Here is a 12,816-nt window from a genome sequence, read left to right on the forward strand (position 1 = left end):
CCACTTAAGCAAAGTGCGTTTTTACAACATACTGTGAAAATAAATCAATGAATACAAATCAAGACTGCGTATGCAACTGCTGCATCGCTTTGGCGAAATCGCCCTGTAATAGCTCCGGCACCACACGACTGGCTTCGTAAATGGCATCGTCCAATTTCTGACGGTCGATTTTGGACGGTGCTTTCAACACATAATCCACCACCTGGTCGCGATGCCCCGGATGACCGATCCCCAAACGCAAACGCGCGAATTCCGCCCCCATTTTGGCAATCGTATCGCGCAAGCCGTTATGCCCGCCGTGACCGCCGCCCACCTTGAGCTTGGCAGCACCCGCCGGCAAATCCAATTCGTCATGCACCACTAGAATGGATTGAGGACTGATCTTATAGAAATTGGCAATGGCATGAATCGCCTGACCGCTGCGGTTCATGAATGTACTGGGCTTTAGCAGCCAGCAATCGCGGCCACCCACCTGAATACGGGCGACCTCACCTGAGAATTTGCTTTCTGGACGAAACACCGCGCCGTATTGCCGCGCTACTTCCTCCACAAACCAAAAACCGGCGTTATGTCGGGTCTGCTCGTACTGTGCGCCTGGATTTCCCAAACCTACAATAAGTTGAACAGATGACATACGCCGGCTCTCAATCGTTATTGCGGCGACATTCAAATTGAATGCCGCCCAACAGATTATTTACGTTTTGGCTTGCTGATGTTTACAACCGCTTGGTCGTAGTCAGAGTTGCCGTGTGTCAACGCAGTGATGATAACACCCGCTGGCAAGGTCAACTCAGACAGACGCATACTGTCGCCCGCTTCCATGTTAGAAACGTCAACTGTGATCGCAGTCGGCAGGTCTTTTGCCAAACAACGGATTTCAACAGTCGGTTGCAAGAATGTCATCATACCACCCATCTTCACGCCAGGCGCTACCGCTTTACCAACGAAGTTCAGAGGTACGCGCTTAGTGATCATGCCTTTATCGCTTGCGCGCTGCAGGTCGATGTGGGCAACTTCATTGGTTGCCGGATGACGCTGGATGTCTTTAACAACGCAGCTCTCAGTTTGACCACCCTGTACATCTACAGTCAAAACGCTGTTGAAGTTATCCACGTTTTCCAACGCGTGCTTCACAAAGTTAGCTGAGAAAGTTACAGAAACGGCGTCTTTGTCCGCACCGTAGATGATAGCGGGTACTTTACCCTCACGACGAAGGCGGCGGCTCGCACCTTTCCCTTCGTTCGTGCGGATTTCTGCTGTCCAATTTTGGCTCATGTCATAATCTCCAATAGCGAGAAACCAAACCTATTGAATTCAAAGGGTTTCTCAAATTGATAAGGCTTGTGTTCGCGACCAAACACAAGGAAAGCGGGCATTATACCCAAAAATCAGTTTTTTACCAGCACTTTCAAGCGCTTCGTGAAAATCACGTTTGCAAAAGTCAACAGGCCGGGTATTTTCAACGCAAACAAAAACGCCCCTAAGCAGGGGCGTTTTAAATCAGATCGGATTCACATTAATGCATCATCAATGCCGTCACCGATTCTTCCTGGTGAACGCGACGGATGGTTTCACCCAGAATATTGGCAATGCTCACGCGGCGAATTTTTTCGCACGCCATCGCTTCGGCCGTGGCCGGAATCGAATCGGTGACCACCAACTCTTTTAGAACGGAGTTTTTGATATTCTCAACCGCCGGACCGGACAATACCGCATGCACCACATAGGCCGACACACTCTTGGCACCGCGCTCCATCAAAGCTTGAGCTGCTTTGCACAAGGTACCCGCCGTATCGACCATATCGTCGATAATGATGCAGTCGCGGCCTTCGATATCACCGATGATATTCATCACCTGCGCCACATTGGCTTTTGGACGGCGCTTATCGATAATCGCCATATCGGCATCAATCGCCTTGGCCACCGCACGCGCACGCACCACGCCACCCATATCCGGAGAGACGATGGTGATATTTTCCAAATCACAATTCTTCTGCATATCCTCAACCAACAGCGGTGAGCCGTAGATATTGTCTACCGGAATATCGAAGAAGCCTTGGATTTGGTCAGAGTGCAAATCCACCGTAATCACACGGTGCGCACCGGCCACGGTAATCATGTCGGCCGACAGACGCGCGGTAATCGGTACACGCGCCGAGTGAGGACGGCGATCCTGACGGGCAAAACCATAATAAGGGACAACCGCCGTGATACGCGCTGCCGACGCACGCTTAAGCGCATCGATCATCACCAGCATTTCCATCAGATTGACGGCAGGTTCAGGCGTACAGGTAGGTTGCAAGACATAAACATCCTGACCACGAACAGATTCTTTGATTTCAACCATGATTTCGCCATCGCTGAAACGGCCAACATCGGCTTTTCCAAGAGGGATATCTAAGTATTGGGAGATTTTTTCAGCAAGACTGACGTTTGCGTTTCCCGCAAAAATCATGACATTTCTGTTTGCCATTTAAGGCGCTCCTGTTCAAGGATGATAATGACTTGGGGAATTCGGATAGGATATTGGCAGGGCTGGCAGGATTCGAACCTACGGTACACTGGATCAAAACCAGATGCCTTACCACTTGGCCACAGCCCTGTAATATCTTTGTCGTGAAGACAGGTGCGTATTATCCATTTATTTTTCAGCATGGCAAGTCATTTTTTAAAATTTCTTGCACTTTTTTTTGGGCGATTAGCAGCCGCCTACCCCCTGAGCAAAGGGACCAGCCCTCTTATTTCCCCAACTGTTTTTGAAACGTCGGCATAAGCGATTGATATCTTGAATCATCTGCAAATTGCGACCGATATTGGCGCCATAATTTTTCAGCTTCCGCCCGCTTGTTCAGCACCCACTTCACCGCGATCAGATGCATCACAACCTCCACATCCGCCTCAATCGCCACCGCCTGCTGCAGATATTCCTCGGCATCAGCATAGCGCTGCTGCCGGTACGCCAACCAGCCGACACTGTCCAATACATAATAATTATTGGGCGCCAATGCCAAGGCTTTATTCAAGAGCACTGCCGCTTCGTCCAGCTTAACATTCTGCTCAACGTAGAAATAACCCAGCGCATTCAACGCCTCGACCTCGTCCGGCAGAAGCGCCACGACCTTTTGCATGGTTTGTTCATATTCTAGGTAACGCTTCTCTTCATACAACAGCGCCGCCTTGGAAAACAGCAATGAGGCATTATCGGGCTGAATGGTCAACGCCTTGTCAAACAGGTCAATGGCGTCGGCATAACGATCGCTGGCCCGATAAAAGATCGCCTTGGCGCGATAGACCTTGACCCGCGACTCGTCATCATCCATCTTCACCGAATCCAGCACCGCCAATGCCGCGTCCAGCCCTTTGGAGGAGAATACGATTTCAGACTGATGCAGCTTGGCATCCACTGCATAAGGGGCGACCTTGACCTTCTCAAAGTAGTCATAAGCCTGCTCAGACAGATTTTGCTGCTGGCTCAACACGCCCAAATAATAGTAGCCGACCGACTCGTAAGCCGGCTGCTTCACCACCAATTGTAAATTTTTGGCCGCCTGCGAATATTTTTGCATCTCTATTTGCAATAACGCCAACGACAGCCGTGATGTGGTCGCCTCGCTATTCGACTTTAAAATGGCCTGATAACGTTTTTCCGCCGCTTTATAGCGCTCCGCCTTCACTTCCAGTCTGGCCATGCGCTCCTGCACCAGCCAATCCTGCGGAAACTGCTTTAAATACCCTGCCAGCCCTTTCAACCCCGGCTGCGGATTGTCCAGCTGCAAGTAAACTTTGGAGAGCAATTGATAGATTTGCTGCACTGCATCCTGCTGCGCATCATCGGAGGCCTTGTCAGCCTGCTGCAGAACCTGCACGGCCTTTTCGAGCTGGGCAATCGCCCCGTCCGGCTGCTGCCACACGGAATACAGCAACCCCAGGCCATAATAAGCCTGCCAGACTTCCGGCGACTCTTGCTGCAACCGGGCGAAAAATCCCTTTATCGCGTCGTTTGGCGCGCTGCGCGACAAACGCTGTGCCGCCAGCAATAAATCCTCTTCGAGCGTCGCATCGGAATATTGGCGGTAGGTTTGCCACTGCTCAAGCGCCAGCGGCAACTGATTTTGGCGCAATGACATAAAGTAAGCCACCCGCCATGCGGCCGGCTCCTGCGGCGCCACTTCCGCCCATAAGGCAGCCGCCTGTGCAATCGCCTGCTCATCATAAGTTGTCATAGACAGCTCAAACGCACGCTTCGCCAATTCGGGTTCGCGGGTTTCGGCCGCCAACGGAAACATCACATTAAAGGCATCGGCGGGATAGCCTTTTTCAACCATCAACTCCGCCGCCAGCACCTGAAACACCTGCTGTGCGTGCTGGGCAGACTCCAACGCTTCCTGACTCAACAACTGCGGAGACAACTTCGATTCGGAGGGCGCGGATGGCTTTTCCTCGACCGTCGCTACCTGGCTGCAAGCCGTCAAGGACAAGCCGCCCGACAACGCCACTCCCAACCAAATCGATCTGTTCAAACCCTGCACCCACTTAGTAAACTTCATGCCTATCCCTGCTGCATCCGCCATTCTCTCGGCCAGTCCAATTCCGACAACCCTTGCCGATTGCTTCACCCTTGAAGACAACCTTTGCGGAAACCTAACTGTGTCATTTTCCCGATAAAACTTGCAATTAACCCTATAATTTAGCAGAATTACGCCTCTTTAGTTGGCAATTCACTGTGGAACTCCCCGGCGAACTCCTGAACGGTAATGATACGGTAAATCACTCGGTTATGAAGCTTCTCTCATTTGGCGTGAATCACGAGACCGCTCCGGTCAATATACGTGAAACCGTATCATTCAGTTCGGAACGCGCACTCAGCGCCATTGATGAGCTCAAAAACCAACAACTTGTGTCAGAGTGTATCATCTTATCCACCTGTAACCGCACCGAAATTTATTGCACCCTCAGAGCCTCCGATCAAGCTCAAGCCGTTTTCAAGTGGCTGCATGATTTCTTCGATCTGCCCGCCAACACCCTTATGCCCTATCTGTACAGCCATCAAGGGCTCGATTCGGTTAAGCATATTATGCGCGTCGCCAGCGGGCTGAACTCACTGGTGCTCGGTGAACCGCAGATTTTCGGACAGATCAAGGAAGCCTACAATCTGGCACACAAGGCCGACAGCGTTCATCACACGCTGGAAAACCTGTTCCAACACATTTTCCGCACGGTCAAGCAAGTGCGCACCGATACCGCCATCGGCTCCAGCCCGGTTTCAGTGGCCTTTTCGGCGGTGACGCTATCCAAACAGTTTTTTGGCGACCTCTCGGAGCAAACCGCCCTGCTGCTTGGCGCCGGCGAAACCATCGAACTGGTCGCCCGCCATCTCAAAGAGAGCCATATCGGCAAACTGATCATTGCCAACCGCACGCTGGAACGCGCGCACAATCTGGCCGAGGCGATCGGCGGCTATGCCATCGGCCTCAACGAGATCGACAGCCACTTGCACGAGGCCGACATTGTCATCGGCTCCACCGGCAGCCCGACGGCCATTCTGCATAAGGCCCAGGTGGTTCCGGCATTGAAGCGCCGCAAAAACCGCCCGATGTTTATGGTCGACATCGCCGTACCGCGTGACATCGACCCGAAAATCGACGAGCTCGAAGACGTTTACCTTTATACCGTGGACGACCTGCACGAAATCATCGAGGACAATAAACAGTCGCGCCAGACCGCCGCATTGGAAGCCGAAGAGATTATTGAAGTCCAGGCCGAAAACTTTATGGCGCAGTTCCTCGCCACCCAGCAGGTCAATCCGCTGATCCAGCGTTTCCGCCAGCAATCGTGCGATATCAAGGAACACGCCTTGCAACAGGCGTTGCACCAACTGGAACTTGGCGTCGATCCGCAAGAGGTCGTCAAAAAACTCGCCAACCAGCTGACCAACAGACTGCTGCACACCCCAACCAAACAACTTCACCAGGCCGGTCTCAACGGCCAGCATAGCCTGATTGACGCGGCGAAAACCCTGTTGCTTAACGACTCCAAGCAATCTTAGCGCACCACCCCGACGTCAACCCGTTAAACCCTTTTTGCACCACTCGCAAGCGACCCTATTATGAAAGACTCTATTCGCACTAAACTACAACACTTGGTAGAACGCCTTGACGAGGTCAACGCCCTGATTTCCGAGCCGGACGTCATCAGCGACCAGAACAAGTTCCGCAATCTGACCAAAGAACACGCCCAGCTCTCGCCGGTGGTCGAAGCCTTCAACGCCTTTGAAAACGCCGAAGCCGACCTGCAGGAAGCCAAGGAAATGCTGGTCTCCGGCGATCCCGACCTCAAAGAGATGGCGCAGGAAGAACTGCCGCTGATTGAAGAGCGTCTGGAAACACTGGAACTGGACCTGCAAAAAATGCTGTTGCCGCGCGACCCGAAGGACGACGCCAATATCTTCCTTGAAATCCGCGCCGGCACCGGCGGTGACGAAGCGGCCATCTTCGCCGGCGATCTGTTCCGTATGTACAGCCGTTATGCCGAAAAAATGCGCTGGCAGGTCGAGATCATCAACTCCCACGAAGGCGAACACGGCGGTTATAAAGAGATCATCGCCCGCCTGATCGGCGACGGCGCTTTTTCACGTTTGAAATTTGAATCCGGCGCCCACCGCGTGCAACGCGTGCCGGCCACCGAAACCCAGGGGCGCGTCCACACCTCGGCCGCCACCGTCGCCGTCATGCCCGAAGCGCCCGAGTTGGAAGAGGTTGAACTCAACCCGGCCGACCTCAAAGTGGATACTTTCCGCGCCTCCGGTGCCGGCGGTCAGCACGTCAACAAAACCGATTCGGCCATCCGCATCACCCACTTGCCCACCGGCACGGTGGTGGAGTGTCAAGACGAACGATCGCAGCACAAAAACCGCGCCCGCGCCATGTCACTGCTGGCGGCGCGCATCAACGACGCCAAACGCCAGGCGCACGACAAAGAGATCGCCCAGGAACGCAAAAGTCTGGTCGGCAGCGGCGACCGTTCGGAGCGCATCCGAACCTACAACTACCCGCAAGGCCGCGTCACCGATCACCGCATCAACCTCACGCTCTATAAGCTGGACGACATTATGAACGGCGGACTGGAACAGGTCATCGAACCGCTCATCAACGAATATCAGGCCGAGCAGCTGGCGGCGCTGAGCAACGAAAGTTAAGGCCAACGCGTGAACAGTATCGCCAGCACCTTGGCCAGTGCAGTCCGGCAACTGACCGAACAAACCGCAAGCGACACCCCCAGACTCGATGCCGAACTGCTATTGGCAGCGGCATTGAACTGCTCCCGCACCCATCTGTTCACCTGGCCGGAACAGCGCCTGACCCATCAACAAAGCGAACAATTCAACGACCTGCTCGTCCAACGCCTGCAAGGCCGCCCTATCGCGCATATACTGGGGCAACGTGAGTTCTGGGGATTAGCGCTTAACGTCAATGCCTCCACCTTGATTCCCCGCCCGGACACCGAAATCCTGGTGGAAACCGCACTCGAAAAGCTGCGCGAAAATTGTCCGCAAAAAACTCAACAGGCCGGGTCAGACGATCCATACCCGGCCTGCCGGGTTTTGGATTTGGGCACAGGCACCGGTGCGATTGCACTGGCGCTTAAAAGCGAACGGCCCGATTGCGAGATGACTGGCGTGGATTTCAGCCTTGAGGCGGTGCATTTGGCGCAGCGCAACGCTGACGCCTTAACGTTGACCGTCCGTTTCCTGCAAAGCGACTGGTTTAACGCCCTGCAAGGCGCAGCCCCTTTTGCGCTGATTGTCTCCAATCCGCCCTATATCGAAGAAAACGACCCGCATCTCAGCCAGGGAGATGTGCGTTTTGAACCTTTGAGCGCGCTGACCTCTGGCGAAGACGGCCTCGATGACATTAGAATGATTACTGCCCAGGCCGGCGCATTTCTGCAACCCGGCGGCTGGCTGATTATCGAACACGGCTACAATCAGGCCGCCGCCGTGCAGCAACTCTTCAAAATGCAGGGATTCACGCAAGTTGAAACCCGCCACGACTATGGCGGCAATCCGCGCATAACACTTGGACAGAAACCGCAACAAAGCGAGAAACAACATGACCACCAAAACCGAACTTAACGATGCCGAATTGTCGCGTTATAGCCGCCAAATCCTCTTGTCGGAAGTGGACTATGCAGGTCAGCTAAAACTGGCGCAATCCCACGCCGTTATATTCGGCTTGGGTGGTTTGGGCTCGCCGGTTGCGCTCTATCTGGCCGCCGCCGGTGTCGGCAAGCTCACCTTGGTGGATTTCGATAGCGTGGACGACTCCAACCTGCAACGCCAGATTGTGCACCGCGAAGCCAATATCGGCCAGGCGAAGGTGGAATCGGCCCGTCAAAATCTGCAAGCCCTGAATCGTCATATCGAGATTGTTGCCGTCAATGCAAAAATGGAAGAAACAGCCCTACCCGGCCTGTTGAAAAACGCCGACGTGGTGCTCGACTGCACCGACAACTTCGCTTCGCGTTTTGCGCTGAATCGTGCCTGCCATGCCGCCAAAATCCCGCTGGTTTCGGGCGCGGCCATCCGCTGGGAAGGCCAGTTGACCACCTACGATTTCCGCGATGCAAACAGCCCGTGTTATCAGTGTCTCTATAAAGAGGAGAGCGGCATGGAACTGACCTGCAGCCAGAACGGTGTATTGGCACCGGTGGTGGGAATGATCGGCTCCATGCAGGCGATTGAAGCGGTTAAAGCTTTGCTCGGCAAACCGACCTTGAGCGGCAAGTTGATGATTGTGGATGCGTACACGATGCATATCCGCACCTTAAACTTAAAGAAAGACCCGCATTGCAAAGTCTGCAGCGAGCCTAGCGCCTAACCGCAAAACTCAACGCGTTAACGCGCCGCGCGAACCGGAGTCGGCAGCGGCTTTTTGACCTCCACCGGCGGGCGTTTATCAACCGTGATAATCACGCGGCGGTTCACCGAGCGGCTATAGCTGGAGTCATTCGGCACCACCGGATCGTTATCCGCATTGCCCTCGATTTTAATCAAGGACTGGTCCACCCCCATATAGATGAAGGTTCGCGCCACGGTGGCGGCACGTGCGGCAGACAGCTCCCAGTTGGACGGGAACTGGAAGTTGTTGATCGGAATATCGTCGGTATAACCGGAAATCACCATCTTCTGACCGCGCCCGGCGAGGGTTTCGCCCAAAGTCTCGAGCTGTTCGCGGGTTTTGTCGCTGATGGTGGCGCGCCCGCTCTCGAAAAAGCTGTCCGATTTCAGCGTAATCCGGGTGAACTCCGGACCGTCCTCGATTTCGATATCGCGCTGATTCATGGTTTTGAGACTTTGGCGGATTTCCAGCTCGGTTGCCGGCGGTTTCAAATCCAGCGGGTTCAACTCGCTGCCGTCCTGCTTGGCGCTGTCTTCCACCACCGCAACCGGTTCTTCGTATTTCCCGGTTAAACTCTCGGCAAAGGTTTTGCGCTTTTCAGGCTCGACCACGGCCAATAGCCACATCACCAGAAAGAAGACCATCAGCACGGTCATCAAATCGGCCAGGGCTATTTTCCAGGAACCGCCGTGCGCGCCTCCGTCATCATGTCCGCCACGACGACTCATTGAACCCACTTCCCTAACAGATTAGTCTTCATCGCGCGGCACCTCGAATTCAGGCGGTACGCGCTGACGGCCGATCTCCACCGCCAAATTGGGTGAAACGCCGCTCGCATAAGCCTCCAAAAAGGCTGCTGTCATTTCAAACAATGAGCGATCCTGGCGAATCATCACCTCAACCGCGTGCACAAACGGCGCCACCACGGCAAAGGCAAAAAACACGCCGGTCAGGGTACCGACCAGAGCGGCACCGATTGCCGTACCAATTTTTGCCACATCCATATCGCCGCCCAACAGCTCCATAGTGATAATCACCCCCAGAACAGCGGCAACAATCCCGAAGCCCGGCAACCAGTCGGCCACTTTGCCGGCGGCACGCGGCACTTCCATGGAGGACTGATAGATATCGTCAATCTGGTTCTGCAAATGGTGCTGGAAATTCAAGCTGGCCGGCGGATTCAGCAGCAGATAACTGAAATTATCGACCACGAACTTTTTAAGATCCTTGTGCTTCAGCACCTTGGAATAGTGCATGAAAATCGGGCTGTTTTCGGGGTTGACGATATGCTTTTCCAAAGCCAGCATGCCCGACGAACGCGACAAACGCGCCAGCTCCTCAAGCAATCCCAGGGTCTCGGCATACAGCGCCTTGCTAACGCGTTCGCCGGCAAAAAAACGTCCCAAATAGGTCAAGGTTTTGGTCCACACGTACACCGGCGTGGAGGCCAGAAAAGCCCCGAACGAAATCCCCAGAATGACCAGCAACTCGGAGGGATGCCACAAAGCGCCCAGATTGCCCCCCATCAGCACAAAGCCGACCAGCAGACTGAACAAAATAATGATGATTCCAATGGGTTTGGCAAACATATGCGTCACTTTTCAAACTTAAAAGAAAGATTTGTAAAACTTTTCCAAGTTTCTCCAAAAGCAATTCCTGTACCAAACACCAACACAAATCATTCCTGGGCAAAAATAGCGGTAACCTTTTTCAAGGTTCTAGGTAACGCAATGCCGCGCTTGGCACGACTCGCAAAGGCCTCTTCGACAGCCGTTGCGTTAAAGAGCTTTTCATAATCGCCCGCCACCAGTGTCAATTTACTGCCGGGTTTAAAGGCAAATACCGCGTTCACCTGCTGCCCTTTGGGCATCTGGATCAGCTTATTGCCTTTGCCCTTGGCCAATTCCGGCAACTCTGTCGCGGCAAACACCAGCATGCGCGGTTCGTCGGTCACCACCACCAGCCAGTCGTCGGCCTGCACCAACGCAGGCGTCAATACCTCGGCCCTATCGCTCAGACTTAAAATCGCCTTGCCTGCCTTGTTTTTGGAGTAGAGATTTTCCACCTGGGTAATAAAGCCGTAACCGGCGGACGTGGCCAACACCACCTTGTCGTCGGGCTGGGTTAGCATCACATGTTTGAAGTTGGCACCCGCCGGCGGGCTCAAACGCCCGGTCAGCGGCTCGCCATGGCTTCTGGCCGACGGCAAACTGTGCGCCGCCAACGCATAGGCCCGCCCGGTATCATCCAGAAACACCGCGGTTTGCCGGCTCTGACCGGTGGCCTGGCTACAGAAGTTATCGCCTGCTTTGTAACCCAAGGTGCGGCCATCCACATCATTGCCTTTGGCGGCGCGTACCCAGCCGTTTTCGGAGAGCACAATCGTCACGGCCTCCGATGGCAGCAGGTCCTGCTCGCTCATCGCCTGCGCCATACGCGCTTCGATCAACGGCGATTTGCGCGGATCGCCATACGCCTCGGCGTCGGCCAGCAACTCTTTTTTAACCTGCGTTTTCAAACGCGCCGCACTGCCCAGAATCTTCTCCAGCTTCTGCCGCTCGGCATCCAACTCGGCCTGCTCGGTACGGATTTTCATCTCTTCCAGACGCGCCAGATGGCGCAGTTTCAATTCCAGTACCGCTTCGGCCTGAATATCACTCAAACCGAAGCGTTCCATCAATACCGGCTTGGGCTTGTCCTCTTCGCGGATAATGGCAATCACCTCGTCGATATTCAAAAAGGCAATCAACATCCCTTCCAACACATGCAGACGCGCCAACACCTTATCCAGACGGTATTGCAGACGGCGGCGCACCGTTTCGGTACGATATACCAGCCATTCGCTCAGCAGCGCCTTCAAGGGTTTGACCTGCGGACGCCCGTTCAGGCCGATCATATTGAAATTGGCGCGGTAGCTCTTTTCCAGATCGGTGGTGGCAAACAGGTGCAGCATCGCCGTTTCCACGTCAATGCGTTTGGAACGCAGCTCCAACACAAAACGTACCGGGTTCTCGTGATCCGATTCGTCGCGTAAGTCCACCACCATCGGCAGTTTTTTGGCGCGCATCTGTGCGGCGATCTGTTCCAGCAATTTGGCGCCCGAGGTCTGGTAAGGCAACGCATCAATCACCACATTCACGCCGTCCTCCACATGATAACTGGCACGCTGGCGAATTCCCCCCGTGCCGGTTTCATAGAGTTTCAGCAGTTCGCTGCGCGGGGTGATAATCTGCGCGCTATTCGGATAATCCGGCGCGGGAATGTACTCCATCAACTCTTCAGTCGTCATAGACGGATTATCAAGCAGCGCCACACAGCCGTTGACCACTTCGGCCAGATTATGCGGCGGAATATCGGTGGCCATCCCCACGGCGATGCCGCTGGTGCCGTTGAGCAAGACATGCGGCACGCGCGCCGGCAACACCAAAGGTTCGTCCAGGGTGCCGTCAAAGTTCGGCGTCCAATCCACCGTCCCCTGCCCGACTTCGTCGAGCAGCAGCTGGCTGAAACGCGACAGGCGCGATTCGGTGTAACGCATCGCCGCAAACGATTTGGGATCATCCATCGAACCCCAGTTGCCCTGGCCGTCGATCAATGGATAGCGGAACGAGAAATCCTGCGCCATCAGTACCATCGCCTCGTAACAGGCGCTGTCTCCGTGTGGATGGAACTTACCGAGCACGTCCCCCACTGTTCTGGCCGACTTTTTGTATTTGGCGGTCGCCCTGAGTCCCAACTCCGACATCGCATAGATAATGCGGCGCTGTACCGGCTTCAAGCCATCGCCGATGTGCGGCAAAGCGCGGTCGAGAATGACATACATCGCATAATCCAGATATGCCTTCTCGGTAAACTGGGCGACCGGTAATTGCTCAATGCCTTCGTAATTGATGACTTGCTGGGACACAAACGACTCCTT

Annotated in this window: 11 protein-coding genes and 1 tRNA gene; 4 read left to right on the plus strand and 8 right to left on the minus strand. The window is 54.4% G+C overall.

Annotated features, from left to right (window positions below; all coding sequences use genetic code 11):
• Window positions 1-58 precede the first annotated feature (58 nt).
• From pth to HZ297_RS10675, 5 genes are all read right to left on the minus strand, one after another.
• The gene (gene pth, locus HZ297_RS10655) at window positions 59-634 is read right to left on the minus strand and encodes an aminoacyl-tRNA hydrolase (protein WP_178863590.1); all 576 of its coding nucleotides are present in this window, start codon (window positions 632-634) and stop codon (window positions 59-61) included.
• A gap of 56 nt (window positions 635-690) precedes the next feature.
• Window positions 691-1,275 (minus strand): 50S ribosomal protein L25/general stress protein Ctc, encoded by a 585-nt coding sequence (locus tag HZ297_RS10660; protein ID WP_178863592.1) that lies wholly within the window; start codon window positions 1,273-1,275, stop codon window positions 691-693.
• A 241-nt stretch (window positions 1,276-1,516) separates the two neighbouring features.
• Window positions 1,517-2,473 (minus strand): ribose-phosphate pyrophosphokinase, encoded by a 957-nt coding sequence (locus HZ297_RS10665; RefSeq protein ID WP_178863593.1) that lies wholly within the window; start codon window positions 2,471-2,473, stop codon window positions 1,517-1,519.
• A 54-nt stretch (window positions 2,474-2,527) separates the two neighbouring features.
• Window positions 2,528-2,602 (minus strand) — tRNA-Gln (locus HZ297_RS10670).
• A gap of 136 nt (window positions 2,603-2,738) precedes the next feature.
• Window positions 2,739-4,547 (minus strand): tetratricopeptide repeat protein, encoded by a 1,809-nt coding sequence (locus HZ297_RS10675; protein WP_178863595.1) that lies wholly within the window; start codon window positions 4,545-4,547, stop codon window positions 2,739-2,741.
• A 230-nt stretch (window positions 4,548-4,777) separates the two neighbouring features.
• Between HZ297_RS10675 and hemA the strand changes: the two genes are divergently transcribed.
• The 4 genes from hemA to HZ297_RS10695 are packed head-to-tail and all read left to right on the plus strand — an operon-like array spanning window position 4,778 to window position 8,876.
• The gene (gene hemA / locus HZ297_RS10680) at window positions 4,778-6,046 is read left to right on the plus strand and encodes a glutamyl-tRNA reductase (RefSeq protein WP_178863596.1); all 1,269 of its coding nucleotides are present in this window, start codon (window positions 4,778-4,780) and stop codon (window positions 6,044-6,046) included.
• 60 nt (window positions 6,047-6,106) lie between these two features.
• Window positions 6,107-7,195 carry a peptide chain release factor 1 gene (gene prfA, locus HZ297_RS10685; protein ID WP_178863598.1) on the plus strand — a complete coding sequence of 363 codons (1,089 nt, stop codon included), beginning with the start codon at window positions 6,107-6,109 and terminating at the stop codon, window positions 7,193-7,195.
• A 9-nt stretch (window positions 7,196-7,204) separates the two neighbouring features.
• Window positions 7,205-8,131, plus strand: coding sequence for a peptide chain release factor N(5)-glutamine methyltransferase (gene prmC, locus HZ297_RS10690; protein ID WP_178863600.1), 927 nt, complete (start codon window positions 7,205-7,207; stop codon window positions 8,129-8,131).
• Complete coding sequence (locus HZ297_RS10695; RefSeq protein WP_178863602.1) at window positions 8,109-8,876, plus strand: HesA/MoeB/ThiF family protein; 768 nt, start codon at window positions 8,109-8,111, stop codon at window positions 8,874-8,876. The genes prmC and HZ297_RS10695 overlap by 23 nt, the downstream gene beginning before the upstream one ends.
• 17 nt (window positions 8,877-8,893) lie before the next feature.
• On the opposite strand, the gene HZ297_RS10700 is transcribed toward HZ297_RS10695, so the two are convergent.
• From HZ297_RS10700 to parC, 3 genes are all read right to left on the minus strand, one after another.
• The gene (locus HZ297_RS10700) at window positions 8,894-9,625 is read right to left on the minus strand and encodes an OmpA/MotB family protein (protein ID WP_178863604.1); all 732 of its coding nucleotides are present in this window, start codon (window positions 9,623-9,625) and stop codon (window positions 8,894-8,896) included.
• 21 nt (window positions 9,626-9,646) lie between these two features.
• The gene (locus HZ297_RS10705) at window positions 9,647-10,486 is read right to left on the minus strand and encodes a motility-associated protein (protein ID WP_178863606.1); all 840 of its coding nucleotides are present in this window, start codon (window positions 10,484-10,486) and stop codon (window positions 9,647-9,649) included.
• Window positions 10,487-10,575: 89 nt separating this feature from the next.
• Window positions 10,576-12,804, minus strand: coding sequence for a DNA topoisomerase IV subunit A (parC, locus tag HZ297_RS10710; RefSeq protein WP_178863608.1), 2,229 nt, complete (start codon window positions 12,802-12,804; stop codon window positions 10,576-10,578).
• Window positions 12,805-12,816 lie beyond the last annotated feature (12 nt).

Source organism: Thiomicrorhabdus cannonii, from assembly GCF_013391695.1.
Taxonomy (GTDB): domain Bacteria; phylum Pseudomonadota; class Gammaproteobacteria; order Thiomicrospirales; family Thiomicrospiraceae; genus Thiomicrorhabdus; species Thiomicrorhabdus cannonii.